At 49.0% G+C, this 22922-nt stretch carries 21 protein-coding genes; 7 read left to right on the top strand and 14 right to left on the bottom strand.

The annotated features are described in order from the left end of the window. The 3 genes from pth to DW642_RS15165 all read right to left on the bottom strand — a co-directional run bounded on the left by pth (position 1) and on the right by DW642_RS15165 (position 3151). On the bottom strand, positions 1-585 hold the full coding sequence (gene pth, locus DW642_RS15175; protein WP_022462621.1) for an aminoacyl-tRNA hydrolase: 585 nt from the start codon (positions 583-585) through the stop codon (positions 1-3). A 220-nt stretch (positions 586-805) separates the two neighbouring features. Continuing rightward, the gene (locus DW642_RS15170) at positions 806-1765 is read right to left on the bottom strand and encodes a TIGR03943 family putative permease subunit (protein ID WP_055225753.1); all 960 of its coding nucleotides are present in this window, start codon (positions 1763-1765) and stop codon (positions 806-808) included. Between the two features lie 198 nt (positions 1766-1963). Then, entirely contained in the window at positions 1964-3151 is a 1188-nt protein-coding gene (locus tag DW642_RS15165; protein ID WP_055225755.1) for a GTP-binding protein, read from the bottom strand. Positions 3152-3378: 227 nt separating this feature from the next. Here DW642_RS15165 and nhaC point away from each other — a divergent pair, with 227 nt between their 5' ends. The 3 genes from nhaC (at position 3379) to DW642_RS15150 (ending at position 6870) form a co-directional block, all read left to right on the top strand. Beyond that, positions 3379-4794: a Na+/H+ antiporter NhaC gene (nhaC, locus tag DW642_RS15160; protein WP_117510889.1), complete on the top strand. Its 1416-nt coding sequence runs from the start codon at positions 3379-3381 to the stop codon at positions 4792-4794. Positions 4795-4861: 67 nt separating this feature from the next. After that, the gene (locus DW642_RS15155) at positions 4862-5737 is read left to right on the top strand and encodes an MBL fold metallo-hydrolase (protein ID WP_117510903.1); all 876 of its coding nucleotides are present in this window, start codon (positions 4862-4864) and stop codon (positions 5735-5737) included. Positions 5738-6030: 293 nt separating this feature from the next. Beyond that, positions 6031-6870 carry a TraX family protein gene (locus tag DW642_RS15150; protein ID WP_022462626.1) on the top strand — a complete coding sequence of 280 codons (840 nt, stop codon included), beginning with the start codon at positions 6031-6033 and terminating at the stop codon, positions 6868-6870. 143 nt (positions 6871-7013) lie between these two features. Here the strand turns inward: DW642_RS15150 and DW642_RS15145 are convergent, their stop codons facing one another. Then, positions 7014-7517, bottom strand: a complete 504-nt coding sequence (locus DW642_RS15145; RefSeq protein WP_117510887.1) for a GNAT family N-acetyltransferase — start codon at positions 7515-7517, stop codon at positions 7014-7016. Between the two features lie 374 nt (positions 7518-7891). Between DW642_RS15145 and DW642_RS15140 the strand changes: the two genes are divergently transcribed. Then, on the top strand, positions 7892-8353 hold the full coding sequence (locus DW642_RS15140; RefSeq protein WP_117510885.1) for a hypothetical protein: 462 nt from the start codon (positions 7892-7894) through the stop codon (positions 8351-8353). Between the two features lie 22 nt (positions 8354-8375). Here DW642_RS15140 and DW642_RS15135 read toward each other — a convergent pair whose 3' ends face one another. The 5 genes from DW642_RS15135 to DW642_RS15115 form a co-directional block, all read right to left on the bottom strand. Next, positions 8376-9041 (bottom strand): MBL fold metallo-hydrolase, encoded by a 666-nt coding sequence (locus DW642_RS15135; protein ID WP_242991209.1) that lies wholly within the window; start codon positions 9039-9041, stop codon positions 8376-8378. Between the two features lie 113 nt (positions 9042-9154). After that, the gene (gene glgB, locus DW642_RS15130; RefSeq protein ID WP_117510883.1) at positions 9155-11113 is read right to left on the bottom strand and encodes a 1,4-alpha-glucan branching protein GlgB; all 1959 of its coding nucleotides are present in this window, start codon (positions 11111-11113) and stop codon (positions 9155-9157) included. A gap of 14 nt (positions 11114-11127) precedes the next feature. Next, complete coding sequence (locus DW642_RS15125) at positions 11128-12489, bottom strand: alpha-amylase family glycosyl hydrolase (RefSeq protein ID WP_117510881.1); 1362 nt, start codon at positions 12487-12489, stop codon at positions 11128-11130. A gap of 25 nt (positions 12490-12514) precedes the next feature. Beyond that, positions 12515-13096 (bottom strand): TetR/AcrR family transcriptional regulator, encoded by a 582-nt coding sequence (locus tag DW642_RS15120; RefSeq protein ID WP_022461597.1) that lies wholly within the window; start codon positions 13094-13096, stop codon positions 12515-12517. A 551-nt stretch (positions 13097-13647) separates the two neighbouring features. After that, positions 13648-13911, bottom strand: a complete 264-nt coding sequence (locus DW642_RS15115) for a hypothetical protein (protein WP_242991208.1) — start codon at positions 13909-13911, stop codon at positions 13648-13650. 33 nt (positions 13912-13944) lie between these two features. On the opposite strand from DW642_RS15115, the gene DW642_RS15110 reads away from it, so the two are divergent. After that, positions 13945-14979, top strand: coding sequence for a threonine aldolase family protein (locus DW642_RS15110; RefSeq protein WP_022461126.1), 1035 nt, complete (start codon positions 13945-13947; stop codon positions 14977-14979). 132 nt (positions 14980-15111) lie between these two features. Next, positions 15112-15960: an LD-carboxypeptidase gene (locus tag DW642_RS15105; RefSeq protein WP_022461125.1), complete on the top strand. Its 849-nt coding sequence runs from the start codon at positions 15112-15114 to the stop codon at positions 15958-15960. On the opposite strand, the gene DW642_RS15100 is transcribed toward DW642_RS15105, so the two are convergent. The 3 genes from DW642_RS15100 to coaBC all read right to left on the bottom strand — a co-directional run bounded on the left by DW642_RS15100 (position 15942) and on the right by coaBC (position 20153). Then, positions 15942-17897, bottom strand: a complete 1956-nt coding sequence (locus tag DW642_RS15100; protein WP_117510879.1) for an NlpC/P60 family protein — start codon at positions 17895-17897, stop codon at positions 15942-15944. The genes DW642_RS15105 and DW642_RS15100 overlap by 19 nt on opposite strands. Positions 17898-17982: 85 nt before the next feature. Beyond that, entirely contained in the window at positions 17983-18753 is a 771-nt protein-coding gene (locus DW642_RS15095; protein WP_117510877.1) for a TatD family hydrolase, read from the bottom strand. Between the two features lie 203 nt (positions 18754-18956). After that, complete coding sequence (gene coaBC, locus DW642_RS15090; RefSeq protein WP_117510875.1) at positions 18957-20153, bottom strand: bifunctional phosphopantothenoylcysteine decarboxylase/phosphopantothenate--cysteine ligase CoaBC; 1197 nt, start codon at positions 20151-20153, stop codon at positions 18957-18959. Between the two features lie 166 nt (positions 20154-20319). On the opposite strand from coaBC, the gene DW642_RS15085 reads away from it, so the two are divergent. Beyond that, the gene (locus DW642_RS15085) at positions 20320-21105 is read left to right on the top strand and encodes a type III pantothenate kinase (protein ID WP_022461121.1); all 786 of its coding nucleotides are present in this window, start codon (positions 20320-20322) and stop codon (positions 21103-21105) included. A gap of 90 nt (positions 21106-21195) precedes the next feature. On the opposite strand, the gene DW642_RS15080 is transcribed toward DW642_RS15085, so the two are convergent. Together DW642_RS15080 and DW642_RS15075 are read right to left on the bottom strand one after the other, a co-directional pair. Continuing rightward, complete coding sequence (locus tag DW642_RS15080; RefSeq protein ID WP_147326134.1) at positions 21196-21804, bottom strand: hypothetical protein; 609 nt, start codon at positions 21802-21804, stop codon at positions 21196-21198. A 163-nt stretch (positions 21805-21967) separates the two neighbouring features. After that, entirely contained in the window at positions 21968-22687 is a 720-nt protein-coding gene (locus DW642_RS15075; RefSeq protein ID WP_117510873.1) for a hypothetical protein, read from the bottom strand. Between the last annotated feature and the right edge of the window lie 235 nt (positions 22688-22922).

Genomic DNA, 22922 nt, shown 5'->3' with positions numbered 1-22922 from the left:
TTACTCTGCCGGGTTTGCAGATTTGCGGTTATACTCGTTCATGGCTGCGTCCACATCCCCGTTCAGCATCTGCTCGATTGCTTTTGCCGCATGCTCGATCGCCAGATTTACAAGGGGACGTTCGTCTTTCGTAAACGGACTTAACACGTAGTCCGCCAGATCCCAGTTTTTCGGTTTCTCACCGACGCCGACCTTCACACGCATAAAATGGTCGGTGCCAAGATTAGCGATGATGTTTTTGATGCCATTGTGGCCGCCCGCGCTTCCTTTTTTGCGGATACGGATCTGTCCCGGCGCCAGGCTGATATCATCGTAAACCACGATCAGCTCGCTCTCCGGATCCACTTTGTAATAGTTCACCAGCTCCCGCACGGACTCACCGCTCAGGTTCATATATGTCATCGGCTTTGCAACGATAACCTTCTGACCTGCGATCATGCCTTTTCCGAACAGAGCCTTGTGGCCTGTACCGGAGGAAGGGATCTGATATTCATCGATCAGATAATCGATGGTATCAAATCCGACATTGTGCTTCGTCCCTTCGTACTGGCGCGTTGGATTTCCCAGACCTACTATAATATACATAAATTCTCCTGTCATCAGACCATTTTCCGGCGCAGTTTTTGTTCACGTCACGGTCAAAACGGATATTCTCCATCCACTTCGCTACTTGCGCATAACCGAATAGCTGCTTCGCCGCACCGAAAAATGATATATTGTTTTTCCATCTGTCATAAAGAAAGAACACGAACAAAAGAGCAGCCTTTTTCCTGCTCTTTTATTCGCTGAAATGCTTCGGCAATGTTTAGTTAAAGTATACCAGCTCGCTCTCCGGCTTTTTGGCCGGTTTGATTTCTTTTGCATACAGAACCGGGCCTTCGCCGTCGTAAACCTTCATATAGCCCCATTTTACCGTTGCAGTCACGTCAACCCAGGAACCCATTACGAGAGATTTGGCGCTTGCGCATTTGCAGACATAGCCGATAAAAGAAGTATCATCTGCACAGCAGGTCATTGCCATACGACCCGGAACAAAGAAATCGGCTCCGACATCCTTGCTCTTTAATACCATACCGCGGAAATGAACAGTCTTGCCCTCGTAACGCTCCGGGTTGTCGCCCATATCGACATACCAGATTCCGTAATCGGCGTCATCAATCTCGATCACATCGGCATCGGTATCAAACGGCATCTGATCCTCAAAAATGTTGTCAATTTCGCCTTCTTCATTCTCAAACAGAACGTCGCATGCCTGATTGACTACTTTGATGCTGCGGCGGAATGCCGGAAGCGGATCTTCCGGACGACAGCGGTTGAACATAACCATATCCGCATTTTTTGCCATCTCCATGAAAACAGATTTCATATTCTGCATATAAATCTGGAAGCAGCTTGCATCGACCGTCACAATCTCCTGTACAATGCCCCAGCCGCGCGGCAGCTCCATTTCTTCCAGTTTTTTTACACTCCAGAGCGGATTGTATTCCAGAATAATACGCTCCGGGCGATATTTACGGTTCAGTTTTTTCAGGTAATCTAAAGTAAACTGCTCCGGTCCTTCTACGATTTCCAGTACTGTATTGTGTTTGAGCAGTTCTTTTTCGTCGTACTCTACTTCACCTTCTTCGGTTGTGATCAGAAGGGTCGGTCCGTCGATCTGGAAATAGTCCTGTGCTACGGTAAAATTGATAAAAGAGGTTTTTCCACTCTCCAGAAATCCTGTTATGAGATAAATCGGAATTTCTACTTCGTCTTCTTCGTACATTTTGTACCTCCGTTGTCTTTGACGTACTCCCGGAATCTTTCTGCACTTGCTTTTGCGGCTAAGATTCCGGGCGTACCTTTTGCTTTGTCTCTAAATCAAGAAAAAAGCTGCCACATCGGATTTTGTTTCTGATGCGGCAGCTTCACTACAGTTCACAGGTACCCTGCGGACCGTAATTTTCGCAGCTACTTTGTATTTTTACAGTCCGAACAGCTCTGCCAGCTTATCTTCTGCTAATTTGGAACCGATGACACAGATTCTTCCGGTGAATTCCGGTGCTCCGTCACGTACTTCGTACTCTTCCGGAACCATATCGAAATAGATCCACTGTCCATCGGCGCCTGCTACCATACCTTTGGCACGAAGAACCATACCATAAGCGGTATCCTCGGAAAGTTTCTTTAAGATGCCTTCGATCTGCTCTTTGGTGAAGGTCTTCACAGTCTCCTGACCCCAGCTTGTGAAAACTTCGTCTGCGTGATGATGGTGATGATGATCATGACCGCATCCGCACTCGTCATCGTGGTGATGATGATGCTCATGGTCGTGATCATGGCCGCAACAGCACTCGTCATCATGGTCGTGGTGATGATGCTCATGCTCCTCGTCGTGATCGTGGCCGCAGCAGCACTCGCCGTCATGGTCGTGGTGATGATGTTCATGTTCGTCCTCATCATGATCGTGATGATGGTGCTCATGCTCCTCATCGTGGTCATGGCCGCAGCAGCACTCGTCGTGGTCATGATGATGGTGATGATGCTCTTCCTCTTCTACCTGCGCAAGGTTGATGATGGCACCTTCCATCGTATCGAGTACTTTCTTACCACCCAGTACTTCAACCGGTGTGGTAATAATGTGTGCTTCCGGATTCAGTTCGCGGAGCATTTTTACAGCTGCCTCTACTTTTTCGGTATCGGCTTTATCGGTACGGCTCAGGATGATGGTTCCTGCGCTCTTTACCTGATTCTCGAAGAATTCGCCGAAGTTTCTGAGATACATTTTGCATTTCATAACGTCGACTACGGTTGTTGCGGAATTCAGGGCTACGCCTGCTTCTTTTTCTACGCCGTCTACCGCTTTGATGACGTCGGAGAGTTTACCTACGCCGGACGGCTCGATGATGATGCGGTCCGGGTGATATTTGGTGATAACGTCTTTTAATGCTGCGCCGAAGTCTCCCACAAGAGAGCAGCAGATGCAGCCGGAGTTCATTTCACGGATTTCGATACCGGCATCTTTTAAGAAGCCTCCGTCGATTCCGATTTCACCGAATTCGTTCTCGATCAGGACAACCTGCTGGCCTTTCAGCGCGTCTCCGAGGAGTTTTTTGATCAGGGTTGTTTTTCCTGCGCCCAGGAAACCTGAAATAATGTCTATTCTTGTCATTGATTTAACCTCTTTATCTTGTTGATTCCGTTTATAGTTAGCTATAAAAGGGCCGAAGTTTATCCTCCGCCCCACACTCACGCCTATTATAGCAACCATAGAACAAAAAATCAAGGGGATTTCCCTTGCTTTTTCTGCATTTCACCATTATAATATATTACATGTCTTTTCTACTTTAACGCGTTGAATGGGCAAATCATTTTACCTATGAATGGGGGACTTTTTTTATGAGTGGAACGAAAGAAAAAAAACTCAATCTGCCACAGTCACTGCTTTTGCTGCTGCTGATCATCGTATCCGTCGCAGTCTGTATCCGCCTGAAAACCGGCGGTCCTATGATCGGCCTGTTTGCAAGCTGGATTTTTATCTATCTGTTTTGTAAAATTTTCGGTATTTCTTACGCCAAAATTGTTGCCGGCGCATACGATGCCATCCGTATGGTCGTCCCGACGCTCTGCCTTCTGATGGCCATCGGTGTCATGATCGGCACCTGGCTGCAGAGTGGTACCATTGCCACCATCATTTCCTGGGGCTTAAAAATGATTAACCCGTCCTGGCTGCTGCCTCTGACGCTGCTGTTCTGCTCCATTTTGAGTATTGTAACCGGTACTTCCTATGGTTCCGTCGGAAGCGCAGGTGTTGCCATGATGGCGATCGGAAACGCCATGGGTATCCATCCTGGCATGGTAGCCGGTGCTGTCATCTGCGGTGCCATGTTCGGTGACAAATTAAGTCCTCTTTCCGATACCACAAACCTTGCTCCGGCCGTTGCAGATGCCAAACTTGGCGATCATATCCGCTCGATGCTCTGGACCACCCTTCCAACGTATGTGATTACCTTAATTCTTTTTACTATTCTCGGTTTCCAGCAGACCAGCGGAAGCTATACCGAGGGAAGCATTACCGTTTACATCGATGCTTTAAACGATGAATTCCAGCTCGGATGGATTACCATGATCCCTGCCATCCTGATTATTGTATTGCTCCTCTGCAAAGTAAATGCGATCTCTGCACTTGGTCTTTCCAGCTTCGCTGCCGGATTTGTTTCCTATTTTGTGCAGCACGATACTCTGCAGGGCATCATCCGCACAGCTTACAACGGTTACACAACCACAATCGAAGAACCGGTATTACAATCCATCTTAAACCGCGGCGGCATGGGAAGCATGCTCCAGTACGTAGCCATTATCTGCTTTGCTGTCGGCATGGGCGGCATGCTGGAAAAACTCGGTGTACTGGATCACATTCTTCAAGCGATTGTAAAGAGAATCAACAGCGATGGAAGTATGATCCTGGCAACGATGATTGTCGGTTACGTGACCAGCCTCATCAGCTGCTCCCAGCCGATGGCACACGTTCTGACCGGCCGTCTGATGGCACCTGTCTTTCAAGAGCGCAAGGTTGCACCGGAAATTCTTTCCCGCTGCCTCGAAGACTCCGGAACTATGGCTGGTCCTATGATTCCATGGCATGGCTACGGCGTATACATGGCCGGCACACTTGGTGTTGCATGGTCGGCATTTTTCCCGTACTTATTCCTGCTTTACCTGACCCCGGTTTTCAGTATTTTCTATGGATTTACCGGAATTTCCATTAAGCATCTTCCGGAAACCCAAAACAATGAATCAAAAGAAGAGAAATAAGGCAAAAGCAGAAATCGTAACAGAAAATCATAAACAGAAACAAAAAAAGAAAAGGAAAAGAGAAAGAATGCAGACAAAACTTGTTCTTCTCGGAACCGGCACACCAAATGCGTGTCCGAATGCCAACGGACCTTCCTCCGCTGTCGTGGTCGGTGACCGTGCTTATCTGGTAGATTTTGGCCCTGGCGTTGTCCGCCAGGCCTCAGCCGCCTATTTTAACGGCGTGGATGCCCTGCGGCCGGATCTTCTGACCGTTGCCTTCTGTACGCACCTTCACACAGACCATACCGCCGGATACCCGGATCTGATTTTTACTCCGTGGGTGCTGGAGCGCCCGGTTCCATTGAAAGTTTTCGGGCCAAAGGGCTTACAGCACATGACCGATCATATCTTACAGGCCTATGAAACCGACATTGATTTCCGAATTCACGGTTTCGAAAAAGCAAACGAATCCGGCTACCGCGTTGAGGTAACAGAAATTGAATCCGGCATTGTCTACCGGGATGACCTGGTTACGGTGGAGGCTTTTCCGGTCAGCCACGGAACACTGGAATGCTACGGCTATAAATTCACCACACCGGACCGCACAATCGTCATCACCGGCGATACCGCTCCGCTGGATCTCGTGGCAGAAAAATCGAAAGGCTGTGATATCCTGCTGCACGAAGTGGAATACGCCGCCGGAATCTCCTGCCGCGAACCAAAATGGCAGAAATACCACCGGGAAGTGCATACGTTAAGCACGGATCTTGCCGGTGTTGCAAAAAAGGCAAATCCGAAACTGCTCGTTACGTATCACCGGATTTACCATATGAATGTACAGGATAACCACAAAAACCTTGCCGCCGAGATGGCATGGCGCGATGCCGCGATTCTGGATGAAATCCGGGATGCAGGGTATGACGGATATGTCGTGAACGGAAAAGACCTGGATGTATTTTAAAATACGGGGCAGCGTACCAATTCTGGTTTACGAATTGGTACGCTGCCCCGTTCGTTTTGGGATGAGCCCGGAGACGCTTTCTATTTTCATTTACCCGACTGGCAGATTCTTCCATACTCTGCGTTATTTCAAACTGTTTTTTCTTTGACATTAACCTCCTCAGAACGTATAATCATAGTATTACAACTCTGGCAAAACAGCAGGATTTTCTGCTGTTTGTCGTTACAGGAACCTGATCCGCAGACGGCTTGCACAGTCTGCCTTTCGTTTGCGTTCCAGAAAGGATGTTTTATATGGCAGCTACTACTGCGAAACCCGTAAAAAGCGCCGGTAAAATTCCCGGCAGTACCTTGAAAATCATTGCGATGGTCTGTATGCTGATCGACCACACTGCAGCTGTACTTTTCGACCGAATCCTGATTTCCCGTGGTCTTCTGGATGCGGTGAACGCTTCGGACGGAGGCGCATCATTTCTCTCCACAGGAAACACAGCTGTGATTTATTACGCGGACATGATTATGCGTGCCATCGGACGAATCAGTTTTCCAATTTTCTGTTTTCTGTTAATTGAGGGATTTCTACATACACATGATGTGAAAAAGTATGCTCTGAATCTTGGTATTTTCGCACTGGTTTCAGAAGTTCCGTTTGACCTTGCATTTGCGGGAAAACCGTTTTATCTGAATTATCAGAATGTATTTTTCACTCTGTTTATCGGCCTTGTGATGATGATTTTCCTGCAGAAGATTGATGAAAAAACGCATCAGGACGGTACAAACTGGCGGGGAGCCAACTGGAAAGTTTCCATTGGAAAACTGCTGGTGATCGTAGCGGCATGCACTGTTGCTACACTGCTGAAAACCGATTACAGTGCGATGGGAATTCTGACGATTGTTCTGATGTATAACCTGCGTAACAATAAGATGTATTGTATTGGAATTGGCTGCGCCGTACTTACGCTGCTGAGCCTGAATGAAATCACCTGTTTTCTGGCGATGATCCCGGTGCATTTTTATAACGGAAAACGAGGATTGAATCTGAAGTATCCGTTTTATGCGTTTTATCCGGTGCATCTGCTGGTGCTGTTTGCGATTGCGGCGGTACTGGGGATGGCGGGGGTTGCGGTTGTTTAAAAAACGGACACCCGGAAGTGCACCTGCGCCGCCTGGGACTGTGCCCTGGGGCACAGTCCCAGACGACACAGACGCACTTCCGGGCTGACATTGAGGCGGGCGGTGGGGAGGTCTGGATTTGCTGCGCAAATCGGCGTGAGATTCTACTTAATATACTTCTTAACTTCCAACGGATACCCCAAAAGCTCTTCGCTGCGAATCACTTCAAAATTCTCCGGTTGAAAATCTTTGCGTAACGTCACAGTGTTCAGGCAATGATATCCCAATCTATGATAGAGTTTCATCGCTCCAAAATTTCGCGCAGCTACCTCAAGATAGACAGATTCAGAATACTTTTTTATCTCGGCTTCGACCAGCGCAATCGCATGACTTCCGTATCCGTTTTCCTGGTATTCCGGAAGTACGAAAAGATCTTCGATCCAGTCAACTTCCGCCCCGCGGCTTCCGAGATGCACAAATCCAATGGGGATCTCTTCTTTTAAGATAAAATAAAACACATGCCCTTTGTCTGTCCAGGCAGCAAGATTCTCCGCGGCCTCTTCGTCGGTTATAACATAATCACCATGAGCCAGCCAAAAGCCTCGAATCAGCTCTTTTGCAAGTTGTGCTTCGTTTTCATATTTCTGTAAAGCTATAATTTCATTCATTTTTTCATCTCCCTTGTTTTTTTAACCGAATCAAGTAAGTCCCAACCCCCTGCTTATTGCTTCGCGCAATGGAAGCAGGTGACTTGTTTGATTCGGGTCAAAGCGGATATTCGCAATCCGCTTCGCTACTTGCTCATAACCGAATAGCTGCTTCGCAGCTTATCAGAAGTGGCTTGTACCACTCCTGATACAAGCAAGTCCCCACCCACTGCTTATTACTTTTCGCAATGGAAGCAGGTGACTTGCTTGATTCGGTTAAACTATGATATACTCAAATCATCATGATACCAGCCTCAAAAAGCTAATGCAAGCTCGCTTGCAAGAGGATTTTTGAACTCTTGACCTGTCAAAAACATGACGAGGAGTGCAATGATATGAAAAAAGCGACAAATTTGATATCCTTTCTGATTTTAATGATGGTACTGGTCGGCTGTAGCAAAGAAACGGTCCATATCGACTTTCCTTTTGAAGTTGGAGATGTTGAAAATATCGAAATGTACCACTATGCGGGAGCACCGGTATCAGCAGAAAAGAAAATAGTCGTTGCAAAAACTGATATAACAGACTTGTATCATATGTTTGAAAACTTATCATTGACAGACAAACAAGTCGAAGAAACCACAGGAGCAGATGTGACCAGTTTTCGATTTAACCTTTCGGATGGGACAAACTACGAACTGGTTTATGTCTGCAATGGAGTCAAGAATGGAAAGCTGAAATCTTCCACGGGCAATTTTGAATACTTCACAAGTTCAGATATCGGCTCATATTGGTCGAATATGGATCTTGAATCAGTTTCGGTGAAAGAAAGTGAATTGCCGAAGTGGCATAACTGATTCAGCCTCGAAGGACTCCCTGTCATACGCGCTGGGGTGTTTTTATATATGATTCATCTCGTTTCCGTTTCTCATAAATCGCTTCCATCCATTCCAGCACATCCTCTTTGTTCTGCTGAAACGGTTCGCTGTGGCTCAGGAGAAAATACGGCGCACGCACGTTTTTCAGAACTCGGATTTCTGCCAGCAGGCGCTCGGCATTATAAACGGTCTGTCCGTTTTTCTGCGTCGCATATGCCGCATCCCCGAGAAAGCACCACATCTCATCCACTTCCAATGCAAGCGATCCTTTGGCATGACTCGATGGAATCGGAAATAAATGTAACCGCACGTCACCGTCCTGAAACCATGTATCTTCTTCTATCACAGTTCCTGTTTTTGTATAACGAAACGTATTTTTCCCCTGGTAAACCGCTTCGCACGAAATCTCCGACAGATTCCCAATATGGTCGGGATGAAAATGGGATAAAATCACCCGAATTTTTTTTCCTGTCTGTTTTGACTTTTCCTGCAGAATTTCTGAAACCGCAGGATGATTTCCCACGTCATATACCCAGAAAAATGCATCACCCTCGATGATCACAACATTTGCCGAAAGTGGATGTTCTGTCGGTGTAAGATAGGAAATGTGATCGTTGATTGTCTGGATGTGCGGAATCTGTATCGGCTCTTTTCTTTCTTCTTTCATCAAATCAACACCTCTTTTCCTTCGAACACAAAACACAATGACCGACAGATTTAAGAAATCTCTTTCGTTCTCTGCCGGTCATGATATTAATGAAAATTAGTAGCTATCTTATTTTAGAAGCTGAACACCGCCACACCATACGCCGGAAGTGCATATGCAATCCGATATGGCTGGCCATCGCATTCTCCCTCTTTGGCACGGTAGGCTACCTGGCGTTTTTCGGTCGGGCCGCCGTATTTCATATCGGAGCTGTCGAGTATCAGGCGGTACTGTTTTTTGCGCGGTACGCCACACATATAATCCGGACGCTCGACCGGTGTGAAATTGCAGACGAACAACAGGTTGTTTTTTCCTGTCGGTGACCAGCGGACGAAGCTGTAAATGCTGCGGTCGCCGTCGTTGGCATTGATCCACTGGAAGCCTTCGTAGCCGCAGTCGTTCGCGTAGAGTGCCGGGTACTTGCGGTACATTTTCAGCAGGTCACTGAAGAAGGTCTGCAGATGCTGATGCCCCTCATCTGCCAGCAGGAACCAGTCGATCTCGCGTTCCTCGCTCCACTCGCGGAGCTGTCCGAAATCCTGTCCCATGAACAGAAGTTTTTTGCCCGGGTGCCCGAACATGAAAGCATAGCCTACCATCAGGTTCTGGAATTTTTCCTCCAGATCGCCCGGCATTTTGTTGATCATCGAGCATTTCAAGTGGACAACCTCATCGTGCGAGAGCACCAGAATGTAGTTCTCGGAAAATGCATAGGTCATGCCGAAGGTCATCTTGTTATGGTTGTATTTGCGGAAGTATGGATCGAGCTTCATGTAATCGAGGAAGTCATGCATCCATCCCATGTTCCATTTGTAGGAGAAATGCAGGCCGCCGTCCTCTACGCTTCCCGTTACCTTCGGCCACGTTGTGGACTCCTCGGCAATCATGATGACACCTTTGTTTCGTCCGCGCACCAGGGTATTCAGGTGTTTGAAGAACTCGACGGCTTCAAGATTTTCATTTCCGCCGTTCTTGTTCGGCACCCACTGGCCCGGCTCTTTTCCGTAGTCGAGATACAGCATCGAAGCAACAGCATCGACACGGAGACCGTCTACGTGGTACTCTTCTACCCAGTAAAGCGCATTTGCCAGCATAAAGTTTTTCACTTCATTTTTGCCGTAATCAAAGATCTTCGTTCCCCACTCCGGGTGCTCGCCCTTTCTCGGGTCGGCGTACTCATACAGCGGCTGGCCATCAAAATCAGCAAGGCCGTGCGCATCTTTCGGGAAGTGTGCCGGTACCCAGTCCAGAATAACACCGATTTTATTTTTATGCAGATAATCAACAAGATATTTAAACTCTTTCGGTGTTCCGTAGCGGGAGGTCGGTGCGTAATAGCCCGTTACCTGATAGCCCCAGGAACCGTCAAACGGATGCTCTGCAATTCCCATCAGCTCTACGTGGGTATAGCCCATTTTTTTTACGTAATCGGCAAGCGAATGTGCGAACTGAACGTAATTGTAAAATCCGTCCGGGTTGGATTCGGACCACGGATGTTTCATCCAGGAGCCCGGGTGCACTTCGTAGATGGAGAGCGCGGATTTCTGAACGTCAAATTTTTTGCGGTTCGTCAGCCATTCGCTGTCACCCCAGCGGTAGCCTTCGATTTCCGCTACTTTTGACGCGGTACCCGGCCGTTTTTCGGATGCAAATGCGTATGGATCTGCTTTGTACAGTTCTCTTCCGTCCGGTGTGCGGATGTAATATTTATACATCATTCCCTCGGTCACGCCCGGAATGAACACTTCATAAACGCCGTCCTCGCCGACTTTCCGCATCACATTGGCATGGGCATCCCAGCCGTTGAATTCGCCGATGACAGATACTTCCGCCGCATGCGGAGCCCATACGGTGAACCAGGCTCCTACTTTGCCGTCTTTTTTGTCCAGGTGCGCACCCATTTTCCGGAAAATATCGTAATGGGTTGCCTGGCCAAATAAGTACTGATCCAGTTCAGAAAATCTTGGCTGATAGCCCGCCGGTTTTTTTGGCGCTTTTCTGGTTTTCGCTGTTGTTTTTGCAGTTTCCTTCATAGAAAAAATCCCCTTTATGATTCTTTTTCAATCAGAACACAGCCGCACGGAGGTACTTCAACAAAAAGTTTTCCATTTTCCGGAGAAATGGCTTCTCCGGTTACCGCGTTTTTCCATGTTCCGTCGCAAGATGCAGGAATCCAGACTCCCGCACTCTGGTTTTCATCATTATTTACTGCTGTGATCAGAGCGTCTGTCTCATCCAGGCGTGCAAAGGCATACTGGCGGTTGGTCAGCATGAGTTCGCGGTATCTTCCCGTTCGTGCTGCAGGATGTTTTTTTCTGACGTCTGATAATGTTTTGATCCATGCCGGAAGTTTTTCTGCCGGCGGATTTTTCTCCAGTTCTTCCAGATTCAGCGCCGGACGCAGCGGATCGTCGTTTCCGCCTTCTTTTCTTCCCTCGATGCCGAATTCCGATCCGTAATAGATGGACGGGATGCCCGGCAGGAAGTACAGCAGCGCATAAATTGGAATCATGTTTTCTTTTACGTTCAGCTTGCTGGCCAGACGGTCTACGTCGTGGTTGTCAACGAAGCTGTACAGTTTCTTTCCTTTGTAAATGCCGCCGTTTTCGTCAAATTCGCGGCGGATCGTATGTGCAATTTCGAAGTAGTTATGATCGTTATGTCCCGAATAAAGTCCTTTGTGAAGCTCGTAGTTTGTGACACTGTGCAGCAGATGCTGGCCGTCTCCGATGTAGCGCGCATAGTCGCCGTGGATGACTTCGCCCATCAGCCAGAAGTCCTGTTTTTTAGCGGATGTGCGTGCGCGCATCTGCTCCATGAAGCCGAAATCCAGGCAGTCGGCGCAGTCGAGACGGATGCCGTCGATGTCGAATTCGTCGATCCAGAAGTCGATGACATCAAGGAGATAGTCGCGGACCTGCTGGTTCTGGAGATTCAGGTTGACGAGTTCGAAGCAGTTTCTCCATGCTTCGTAGGAGAATCCGTCGTTATAGCAGGTGTTTCCGCCGAACCAGATTCCTTTGTACCATCCGCAGTACGGGGACTGTTCTCTTTTTTCCTGAATGTCGCGGAAGGCAAAGAATTCGCGGCCGGTGTGGTTGAAGACACCGTCTACGACGACTTTGATGCCGAGTTCGTGGGCTTTTTTTACGTATGCGGCAAAGTCCGCGTTGTCGCCTAAGCGGCGGTCTACCTGTTTGTAATCTTTTGTGTCGTATCCATGTGTGGTTGATTCAAACAAGGGGCCGATATAGATTGCGGTACAACCGAGATCTGCGATGTGCGGAAGCCACTGTTCCAGTGTGGAAAAGCGGTGTACGGTTTCTTCCGATTCATTTTTTCTCGGCGCGCCGGTCAGTCCGATCGGATAGATGTGATAAAATTCTGCCTCTTCATACCATGGTGCCATTTTGTTTGTCCTCCTTGTTTTTGGGTTATGAGTAAATTCCATACATGAACTGGTGTACCAGACGGTAGACTTCTTCGTCCCGGACGACGAGGTTGGAAAGATCGGATTGATCTCCTGCTGTCATCATCAGGTAGTGCATCAGGATTCCGGAGAAGCCTACGGCGAATTGTTCCTGACGGCCGTTCATGTTGCCGAGTTCGGCGCTGGCGTTGTCGAAGACGTCGACGCACAGGTGATAGAACCGGTCAATCATGGGGTATACGGTGCGGAAGCCTTCGCTTTTTCTTCCGGAATAGAACAGTGCCATCATCAGCATATGGAATTTCGGGTCTTCGGAGGCTCCGTTGAAGAAGGCACGCGCGATGCGGTACAGTTTTTCGGGGATGTTTTTCCCGGTTTCGGAGGCTTCGATGAGTTTTTGTTCCATGGGCTGAAAGTGCTCGTTTAGCAGGGCTTCGAGGAGGCCTTGTTTGCTGCCGAAGTAATAGTACAGGGTTGGTTTGGATACTCCGGCGGAGTCTACGATCTGCTGAACACCGACGGCGTCGTACCCGCTTTCGTAGAAGAGGGTCAGAGCTGAGTTCATGATTAGCTGACGATTGTCCATTTTGAATCCTCTTTGTTGCGGAAGGGACGCTCTCTGGAGTTCGCCTGGCCGCGGTGTGTTTGGGTGGTTGTTTGTTACGTGTGAGTTGGCATTTGTTTTGGTTTAAAATGCTTTTGTTGATTTTGTATTTAAGAAGTCTGCTTTTGTGTGTGATGGTCGAATTGCGTGAGTTTTTGGCAATTTTGACGAATTTTGTTGGATTTTGCAGGTTTCTTATGTGTGTTTCTGTTATCATTATACCAATCGGTATATAAAAAGTCAATGCGAAATATATAATGGATGAAAATAGATGCATAGAAAAAGAACCGGCGGGGAAATCTTTAGTTTAGTTCTCAGATTTCTCTGTCGGTTCTTTTCTTATTTTCTGATACTGTTTTTATACGAACTGAACCTCACATGACTAAAGTCACGTGCTTCAGACCGCTTTAGGCGGCAGACAAAATATCGGCGGATACGCCTGTTTCTTAGATCTTGCGCGGATACGCGCTTCTTCCATGCCGGATACGGCAGATCTCCACATAACAGGTAGTCCACGGTATATCTGCCTGTGTTTATGCTGCTTTTCGCAGTTCCACTTCTGAAATTAAGTCTCTCAAATCCGCATAAACACATGAGGTTCTCCTCTTTACTGCAGGAACTTTTGCCTCCAGCAAAGACCTTTCCGTTGCCGGTAAGGGTTTTAAAATTTCACGGATAAAATATCTTGCTCCAATATTGTACGATGCAGATAATCCTCCTTCTGCATTTTTTTGCATTTTCTCTTTTTGTTCTCCAATTGCTGTTTTCCTTCGGATGCCGTATAATGGAAACAGCATTTTTCAAATTCAAATTAAGGAGAACGTAAACTGATGATACGATTTAATAATGACTACAATCACGGTGCGCACCCGGAGATTCTGGAGGCGCTGGGGGCTATTAATGGGAACAGTTATGGTGGATATGGGGAGGATGAATGGTGTGAGAAGGCTGCGGAGCTGATTCGGGAGAAGATTCGTTGTGCGGATGCGGCGGTTCATTTTTTTCCGGGGGCGACGCAGGCGAATTTTATTGTGACGGCGGCAGCGCTTTCGCCGGTGCAGAGTGTGATTGCGGCGGATACCGGACATATTAACTGCCATGAGGCGGCTTCGATTGAAAATACCGGGCATAAGATTCTGGAGCTGCCGAATACGGATGGTAAAATTTCGGCGGAACAGATTGCAGCGTGTGCGGCGGCTTATTATGAAGGCGGTGAGCCGGAGTATCTGACGGAGCCGAAGATGGTATATCTTTCATTTCCGACTGAGCAGGGAACGCTGTATTCGCTGCAGGAGCTGACGAAGATTCACGAGGTCTGCCGGAAGTATGATATGTATCTGTTTGTGGACGGGGCACGGCTTGGATACGGGCTTGGATCAGAGAAGAATGATGTTTCTCTCGAGGATCTCGCTGCTCTCACAGATGTTTTCTATTTCGGCGGAACGAAATGCGGTGCGCTGTTTGGTGAGGCCGTTGTGCTTACAGCTGACTCGCTGAAAAAGCGGTTCAAAGCCTACATGAAACAGAACGGCGCTGTCCTCGCAAAGGGATGGCTGCTCGGACTGCAGTTCCACTGCCTGCTGGGGCATGATCTTTATTTCACTGCGACACGCCGCGCCGATGAACTTGCCATGAAACTCCGCAAAGCATTTGCGGCGCAGGGGATTCCATTCTGGGTGGAGAGTTTTACGAATCAGCAGTTTGTGATTCTCACCGATGCGCAGAAGGAAACTCTGGAAAAACGCTATATTTTCGAGCCAATGGGGAAATCCGCGGACGGCGGAAATATTGCGCGGTTCTGCACCAGCTGGGCAACGACGGAAGAGGAAGTGCAGACACTGATTGATGACCTCAAAGCTTTATAATTTTTGTCCAAAACGGCATTCTGCAAACACCGGCGATCTCTAAATCTGCTTTGCAAATTCAAAGAAAAAGCTGTACCGGTGTGCCACGAAAATGCAGATTTTGCCTTGTTTTACTCCGAGAAAGGAATCTTTATGTCTCATAAAATTGGTATTACCGCCTGCTCCAACCCCATGCATCCTTCCTTTTCCGCCGATCTGGCGCGTCTCTGTCAGATTCTGCGGGAGCTGGGCTTCGATCCTGTTTTAAGCCCCTGCCTCTACGACAACGGTTCCAGCTTTTCCGGCACGGGCGCGGAGCGGGCGGATGCGTTGATGAACCTTTACTGTGACCCAGAAATCACGGATATTTTTGATGTTTCCGGCGGCGATATGGCGAATGAAATTCTGCCGTATCTGGATTTTTCTGTCATCGCCGCCTCCGGCAAGCGCTTCTGGGGATACAGTGATCTCACGACGATTGTCAATGCTGTCACGACTGCGACTGGAAATGAGTCGATGCTGTATCAGGTTCGAAATCTGCTGTACGACCACAGCGCCGAACAGATCACTCTGTTCCAAAACGCTTTTTCCGGGCAGTCTCCCAGCCTCTTCGACCTCCCTTGCACATTTCTGCAGGGCGATCACATGGAAGGTGTGATGATCGGCGGAAATATCCGCTGTTTTCTGAAGCTCGCCGGAACGGATTTTCAGCCGGATTTCCGCGGAAAAATCCTGCTCCTCGAAGCCATGGGCGGCGGCGTTCCGCAGATGGTTACGTTTCTGTCCCAGCTGAAAATGATGCATGCCTTTGAACAGATCAATGGTATTCTCCTCGGAACATTTTCCCAGATGGAACGCGACCAGCTGACGCCGGATATGCCGCAGCTTGTCCGCCAGGCGGCCGGACCGGATCTCCCGATTGCAAGGACTCCGTATATCGGCCACGGCACGGATGCACATGCCGCCGTGATCGGCAAATTTTATCAGATTTCTTCTGACTGATATACATCCGCGTAGCGCACGCCGAACTCCTCTGCGTCTGCATGGCGTTCCATATAGATATCAATGTGGCCGTACGGCGTGCCGCGGTCCTCGACCGTGTAAATTTTTCCGCCGATATTCAGCTTCGTTCCAAACGGCAGAACGCCGGTTGCAATGGTCCGGCCCTGCACCGGCATTTTTCCGGATGCGGTCGGGCCGCCCGCCCAGCGGCCACAGCAGACGGCGCAGTTGCAGTAAGCGGTCAGTTTAAAATTGCCGAGATATTTTCCCGAAGCGCTTTCCAACCGATCACCTGCGGTACTGTTTTCTGCACTTGTATTCTGCACATTTTCTGCTCCCGCCTTCTGTTTTCCACCATTCCCGTTTTCTGTTGTCTGGTTATCCACAGAGTTTCCTTCTTTTCTCCCATTATCCACATCTCCCGTTTCTATTTTGCTCTCACGTATTTCCTCCGAAATCACCCGCACAGCAAATTCTGTCGATTTCTCATAGTTAAAATCTGAAATCAGAATCCCCGTCGCCTCGCTTCCAGCGTGGATTACTTTTCCATCACCGAGATAAATCATGACATGGTAAATAAACCCGCTCTCCCGCTGGTAAAACAGCAGATCACCAGGCTTTGCCTCCTGCACCGGAATGCGTGTTCCAGCTTTCGCCTGCTGGCGTGAGGTTCTCGGAAGGGTATACCCGAAATTAGCAAAAATCTGCTGGGCAAAGCCGGAACAGTCGCAGCCGTTTGTAAGACTCGTCCCGCCCCAGACGTACGGATTTCCCAGGAATTTTTTCGCGTACTGCAGGACCTCGCCGCGCGCTTCGTCAGAAGAAAGAAGTGTTCTCGTCGTTGCATATGTATAGGTGTACGCCTTATTATTCCATGGCTTCACCCACATTTCCGCCATGGGAAAACTTTCCTCCTGCCAACGGTTTACCTCTTTTTCAGCCTCTTCTCCGCGCAGGAGATACCGCGCGCAGACAAATCCACGGACATCGCCGGATTCCACATAAACCCAGTCAGAATCCGCATCCGCTAAAATATAACAGAGGCTTCCCTTCGGCAGGATTCCGACGATTTTCTGATTTGTGCCTTTTCCTTCGCGGACGTGAAGCCAGGAATTCACATCGGCGATAGCATATGTTTTTTCAACCGTATGAAACAGCCACGGCATACGGGAAATCGTGACTTTTTCAGCTTCTGCCGCCTGCCACTCACTGTAGCTTTCCCGCGTGCGCTCAGCTTCCTGCTCTGCCGAAAAGACGGGTTCAGCCTCGGCGGCTGGCGGTTCCGCAGACTGTGATAAGTCAGAATCCGAAGAGACTTCTGCCGTCTTGTCCCCACCAGTTGCATCATCACTTCCTGCAGATCCGTTTTCTTCCTCCGGCGGTTCCATCTGCTCCCCATCTCCGCCGCCGATTTCTTCCTGCCCCGGCCATGGATCGTTGGAAATATCTTCCCCTTCGCCCGGCCACGGTCCATCCATTTCACTGTTTCCCGGTGTTTCCGGCATGTCTCCCTGATCTCCCGGTTCTGGATTTTCCGGCTCCTCTGGTTCTGTCTCGCCCGTTTTTCCCGGTTCCGTCATTCCTGCATTCTCTCCGCCGTCAGGCTCCTGCGGTTCCGGTTCCTCCGGGACTGTCTCATCTTCTTTTCCCTCGGATCCACTTTCCTCTTCCATCTCATCATTCTGCGTACCTTCCGGTTCTGTCACCTCTTCCGCTTCCGCAGGTGCCTCCTCCGCCGCATCTTCCTCCACGCAAAAAGAAGCAGCCCCAACGGCTGCTTCCCCTGCAATCTCAATTCCAATCTGTCCCGGATCGGCCGTTTCCTCTTCTGCTGCATAAACGGCTGTCGGGTTTCCCAGTGTCACTGCGAGCGCACCGATCATCGCGGCGCGCACCAGCTCGGCGCATTTGTCGCCCATCATTGTTTTATCAACCATTTTCGCTTTCTCCTATTCAATTTGTCCGGCCAGACGGAATTGATCCGAACAAATAAAACAGAAGAAACACCTCTGGTATCGCTTCCTATTCCTCTGCTCGAAACAGTCTGACCGCATTTTTTTCTGTCGTCTCAATGACTTCTTCTTCCGAAATTCCCTTGAGTTCTGCGATCTCCTGCACAACGTACGGCAGATACAGAGATGAATTTCGTTTTCCCCGGTACGGAACCGGTGCCAGATACGGACTGTCTGTTTCCAGCAGAATGCGCTCCATCGGAGCCATCTGAACCACTTCTTTGATCTTCTTTGCATTTTTGAACGTCACCACGCCGCCAATGCCAAGATAAAATCCCATTTTCAGGTATTCCTCTGCCATCTCCACAGAGTAGGAAAAACAATGAATGACGCCGCCGATCTCCTCAGATTTTTCTTCTTTCATGACGCGGAGCGTATCGGCCGCCGCCTCCCTGCTGTGAATAATCATCGGAAGTTTTTCTTCCCGAGCAAGCGCAATCTGACGGCGGAACCAGTATTCCTGCTTCTCATGATTCTCCTTGTCCCAGTAATAGTCAAAGCCAATCTCACCGACCGCGACCGCCTTTTCCATGCGGCAGAGTTCCCGCATCCGCGCCATCACGTCCTCGTTCAGATCGCCCACCTCATCCGGGTGAAGGCCGAACGCGCCGTAGATGAACGGATACGCTTCCATCAGTTTTCTTGTATTTTCCAGTGATTCCAGATTTGCCGAGACATTGATGATACGCCCGATCCCGTTTTCCTGCATCGAGGAAAGCAGCTCTGCGCGGTCTTCATCAAATTTCTCATCATCATAATGTGCATGTGTTTCAAATATCATATCCGAATTTCTCCTTAAAAAAACGAAACAGAAACGGAAGAAAGCTCTGCATAGCCTTCCCCTGTTTCCGTTTCCACGTTTATCCATCCTATCGTTCGTTGTTTTCGTAAAAGTAAAGTGCGCCGCTGCGCCTGTGCTTATTATAACGCATTCATTTTTCCCGCGTCAACCAGGAAACGAAAAAAAGTCACACTTCAACATGATCACCGCCGCGCCGCAATCTCATCCAACAGGCAGCCCGCCACTTCGTCTTTTCCCATGAGCGGAAGCTCCTTGATGCCGTCCTTCGTGATCAGCGTCACCACATTCGTCGCCACACCGAAGCCGGCACCCTCTGTCTTCAAATTGTTTGCCGCGATCATGTCCAGATGCTTCTTCTCCAGCTTTGCACGCGAGTTTTCCACCATGTTCTCGGTTTCCATCGAGAAGCCGCACACAAACAACCCCGGATGACGGTTCTTTTCCACCCATCCCAGAATATCGTCGGTGCGCTCCAGCGGAATGCTCATGTCACCGTCCTTCTTTTTGATTTTCTGATCCGCCACCGTCACAGGCCGGTAATCAGCAACCGCGGCCGCCTTAATCAGAATATCCGTCTCCGGCAATGTCTCCCGCACCGCCTCCAGCATGTCCTTCGCCGTCGTCACCGGTCGCATCGCAACGCCTGGAACCGGGGCTAATGAAACCGGGCCGGAAATCAGCGTTACCTGCGCGCCGCGGAGCATCGCCTCCCGCGCAATCGCGTATCCCATGCGGCCGCTGCTATGGTTCGTCAGATACCGCACCGGATCGAGGGATTCCTGCGTCGGGCCTGCAGTCACGGTGACACGCACACCAGCGAGCGTCTTTTCGCGGGCAAGCTCCATCGCGATATAATCGAGCAGCACCTCCGGGTCCGGCAGTTTTCCTTTTCCGACGTCCTTGCACGCCAGCATTCCCACGGTCGGCTCGATGATGCCGAAACCGTATTTTTTCAGCGTCGCCAGATTATCCTGCGTAATCGGATTTTCCAGCATCGCCGTATTCATCGCCGGAGCGACCAGCTTTTTGCACTTCGCTGCGAGCACCACCGTTGTCAGCATATCATCTGCAATGCCGTGTGCCATTTTTGCAATCACATTGGCGGTAGCCGGGGCAATCATAATCAGATCCGCCGCTTTTGCCAGCGAAATATGCGTCACCTCATATTTAAAATCACGCGCAAACGTATCGACCACGCAGCGGTTGTTGGTCAGCGTCTCGAACGTCAGCGGGGTGATGAACTGCGTCGCGTTTTCGGTCATGATGACATGCACGTCTGCTCCGGCTTTCCGAAGACCGCTCGCCACATTTGCCATTTTATAGGCGGCAATCCCGCCTGTCACACCAAGTACAACACATTTTCCGTCAAGATTTTCCATTGTAACTCCGTTCTGCTGCCTCGAAGCAACTTTTTTCCTATGATAGTTTTAAGTATAGCAGACAGAAAAACAGATTACAACCAATCCTGTTTGCCATTGATGCAAAAAGGCTTTATAATAAAAGTACAAAAGAGCTCTACTTTTAAAATAATCGCGAGGTATTTTTATGATTTTAGCCATTGATATCGGGAACACAACCGTTACGCTCGGCGGCGTCCGGATCGCACCGCAGCAAGCGTATTCCCTCGAATTCACAGCCCGGATTGACATCAACCACACCTGGTCTGCCAGCCAGTATGAATCTGCGATCGAGCAGCTTTTTGAAGACAAGAATCTTTCCCCGTCCGACTTTCGGGGCGTCATCATTTCCAGCGTTGTTCCGTCGGTTCTGACGCTTCTGCAGGAATGTGTCCGTAATCTGTTCGGCACAGAACCGCTGCTCGTCACATCCGAAAGTGATCTCGGCATGACATTTTCCATCCCGGAACCGGAAAAAGTAGGCCGCGACCGCCTCGTTGATGCAGCCTGGGCCGCCGCACATTATCCGCTGCCGGTCATCACCGTGGATCTTGGAACAGCGACGACCTTCAATGTCATCCGGGAAAACAGCGTCTTCTGCGGCGGCGCCATCGCACCGGGACTCGATATGGGACTTGGCGCCCTCTCCGAGCGGACCGCCCAGCTCCCGCGGCTCGACCTCCAGATCCCGAAACGCATCATTGGCAGAAACACCGAAGAATGCATTCTCTCCGGCACCATCGTCGGCATGGCCGCGATGCTCGACGGAATGGTCCAGCGCATCGAAGCCGAACTCGGCTCCCCCGCCACCCTCATCCTCACCGGCGGCGCGGCACGCTTCGTCGAACCGCTCGTTTTACATCCTCATATCTATGACCCGAACCTTCTGCTGAAAGGGCTGGCGTTCCTGTGTGAGCGGAATTGTGCAAATTAAAATCGTACTTCCAAATATTCATCAGACTTTTTCATTCTGCATGACGTTAAAAAGCGTGTCTGTTCTCCAGGCACGCTTTTCTCTATTTTTCTATGGAATCGCAACCCTTCTTTGTGTTGCCTCTCCGCTTTTCAGTTTTTCCTGATTCTCCTCTTTCAGTTTTAAAATACACGGGCGAATGCTTTCATCATACGTTTCTGTTGTCTGAAGTACATGACCATTGTATACAATCACATCATCGGAATACAGAAATACAAGCGCCATCTGATTCATCTCATGATCGTAGATCAGAACATACCAGTTATAATCATACAAAATCCTCTCTGTCATGTTGAATACCTGTTTTGGCTTCTGGCAGGAAATTTTTTCTCCGTAAATGGTCGAGAGAATTTCGTCCATCTCCTCCGGATGATCCTCGCGCGTGATCGCAAAGGACATTCCGGCTCCGGTGTCTTCCGGGATATAAAGATAAATCATCTCGGCTTTGTCCGTATCAAAGGTTTCGATTTCCTGCAGCAGTTCCTGATCCGATTTTTCTGAGATGAAATCTGCTGCCGTCAGGAAAACATCTGTCGTACCCCGCTCAGGACCAATGGGATTTTCTTTCTGTGTATACACCGCCGTCATTCTTTTTACCAGACATCCTGCAATCACGCAAAGGATCACTCCAGCTAACACAGTGATTTTTCTCTTTTTCATACGTTTCAAGGAAATCACCTCTCTTCCAAAACAGACATTCCGGGAACCTTCCAAAAGTTGAATTTTCTCTTTTCAGTATATCATGAATTTTTCCGGGACACACTCTTTTCCTTCTCCCTATGCACGGAAAAACTCCCGGCACTGCCGGGAGTTTATGGCTTTCTTATTTCATATTACTTTTCACCTGCTCATATACCAGTCCCGGATAAGCTTCGAGGCTGACACCGTTTTTTTCAAACATTGGAAATGCTTCTGCGCCGGATGCGCATACGGCGGTTGCCATGCTTGCTTGTTCGGTGTAGTTCTCCCAGTTGTCGGCAGTAAGGCCAGGCTGGTATGCTTCCCAGGCGGTTTCGTATTCGGTGCTCTTATCGGAAGGAATCGCATCTTTCAGGCTCTCGCCGGACCAGACGGCAAGCTGATCTGCTTTTTTGTAAGTATATTCCGGGAGCTGATCGTCGCCCAGCGACTGGTACAGCTCATAGCGGGTAATGGAGTCTTTGGAACTTCCGTAGGATTTTTCCATCTCTTTTTTCACGGTATCCATATCGGCATCATCAGGGTAGGTGATGTCTACTTCGCACAATACTGGTTTTCCCGTCGCTCCGGTCTGATCGAGGTTGATAAACTGAAACATGACTCTGGAAGTTTGCTCGCCGAAAACAGTGGCTTCTGTATCTACTGCGATCGCGGCTGCACTGTTAGTTTCGGAGAAAATTTCCACCTGGTCCCGATCCAGATTCCAGTCGGCAAGCACTTCATCCACCGTTTTCCCCCATCCGGTATCCGGCGGCGTAATTTCCTTGCTGCTCTCTTTCGCTCCCTGACATCCAGTCAGCAACAGAGCACACATTGCAAAAATACCTGTTAATTTTTTATTCATACACCTGCATCTCCTTTCCACTTTGTTATTTTTTTCACATACTTTTTTTGTTAGCCCTATACTACCATATATTCTTCTGAAAATCTATGACGTTTGGTGAAAATTTTCTTACATTTTTCTTATGCATTCGATTTAAATCAAAGAAAAAGCAACAACATCCCTTATAGAAATTCTCTACCGCTAGTGAACCTCACATGACTAAAGTCACGTGCTTCCGGCCGCTTTAGGCGGCAGA

Origin of the sequence: Blautia sp. AM23-13AC (genome assembly GCF_003435675.1) — a bacterium.
Lineage (GTDB): Bacteria > Bacillota > Clostridia > Lachnospirales > Lachnospiraceae > Fusicatenibacter > Fusicatenibacter saccharivorans.
This window is presented reverse-complemented; position numbering and strand designations above follow the sequence as displayed.

Excerpts from the sequence above, each read along its gene's own strand:
- DW642_RS15135 (WP_242991209.1), bottom strand. The coding sequence starts at position 9,041 with ATGAAAGAAGAAAGAAAAGAGCCGATACAGATTCCGCACATCCAGACA.
- DW642_RS15125 (WP_117510881.1), bottom strand. The coding sequence starts at position 12,489 with ATGGCACCATGGTATGAAGAGGCAGAATTTTATCACATCTATCCGATC.
- DW642_RS15105 (WP_022461125.1), top strand. The coding sequence starts at position 15,112 with ATGTCTCATAAAATTGGTATTACCGCCTGCTCCAACCCCATGCATCCT.
- DW642_RS15150 (WP_022462626.1), top strand. The coding sequence starts at position 6,031 with ATGGCAGCTACTACTGCGAAACCCGTAAAAAGCGCCGGTAAAATTCCC.
- DW642_RS15075 (WP_117510873.1), bottom strand. The coding sequence starts at position 22,687 with ATGAATAAAAAATTAACAGGTATTTTTGCAATGTGTGCTCTGTTGCTG.
- DW642_RS15145 (WP_117510887.1), bottom strand. The coding sequence starts at position 7,517 with ATGAATGAAATTATAGCTTTACAGAAATATGAAAACGAAGCACAACTT.
- pth (WP_022462621.1), bottom strand. The coding sequence starts at position 585 with ATGTATATTATAGTAGGTCTGGGAAATCCAACGCGCCAGTACGAAGGG.
- DW642_RS15170 (WP_055225753.1), bottom strand. The coding sequence starts at position 1,765 with ATGTACGAAGAAGACGAAGTAGAAATTCCGATTTATCTCATAACAGGA.
- DW642_RS15100 (WP_117510879.1), bottom strand. The coding sequence starts at position 17,897 with ATGGTTGATAAAACAATGATGGGCGACAAATGCGCCGAGCTGGTGCGC.
- DW642_RS15140 (WP_117510885.1), top strand. The coding sequence starts at position 7,892 with ATGAAAAAAGCGACAAATTTGATATCCTTTCTGATTTTAATGATGGTA.
- DW642_RS15095 (WP_117510877.1), bottom strand. The coding sequence starts at position 18,753 with ATGATATTTGAAACACATGCACATTATGATGATGAGAAATTTGATGAA.
- DW642_RS15155 (WP_117510903.1), top strand. The coding sequence starts at position 4,862 with ATGCAGACAAAACTTGTTCTTCTCGGAACCGGCACACCAAATGCGTGT.
- DW642_RS15085 (WP_022461121.1), top strand. The coding sequence starts at position 20,320 with ATGATTTTAGCCATTGATATCGGGAACACAACCGTTACGCTCGGCGGC.
- coaBC (WP_117510875.1), bottom strand. The coding sequence starts at position 20,153 with ATGGAAAATCTTGACGGAAAATGTGTTGTACTTGGTGTGACAGGCGGG.
- DW642_RS15080 (WP_147326134.1), bottom strand. The coding sequence starts at position 21,804 with ATGAAAAAGAGAAAAATCACTGTGTTAGCTGGAGTGATCCTTTGCGTG.
- glgB (WP_117510883.1), bottom strand. The coding sequence starts at position 11,113 with ATGAAGGAAACTGCAAAAACAACAGCGAAAACCAGAAAAGCGCCAAAA.
- DW642_RS15110 (WP_022461126.1), top strand. The coding sequence starts at position 13,945 with ATGATACGATTTAATAATGACTACAATCACGGTGCGCACCCGGAGATT.
- DW642_RS15165 (WP_055225755.1), bottom strand. The coding sequence starts at position 3,151 with ATGACAAGAATAGACATTATTTCAGGTTTCCTGGGCGCAGGAAAAACA.
- DW642_RS15115 (WP_242991208.1), bottom strand. The coding sequence starts at position 13,911 with ATGCTGTTTCCATTATACGGCATCCGAAGGAAAACAGCAATTGGAGAA.
- DW642_RS15120 (WP_022461597.1), bottom strand. The coding sequence starts at position 13,096 with ATGGACAATCGTCAGCTAATCATGAACTCAGCTCTGACCCTCTTCTAC.
- nhaC (WP_117510889.1), top strand. The coding sequence starts at position 3,379 with ATGAGTGGAACGAAAGAAAAAAAACTCAATCTGCCACAGTCACTGCTT.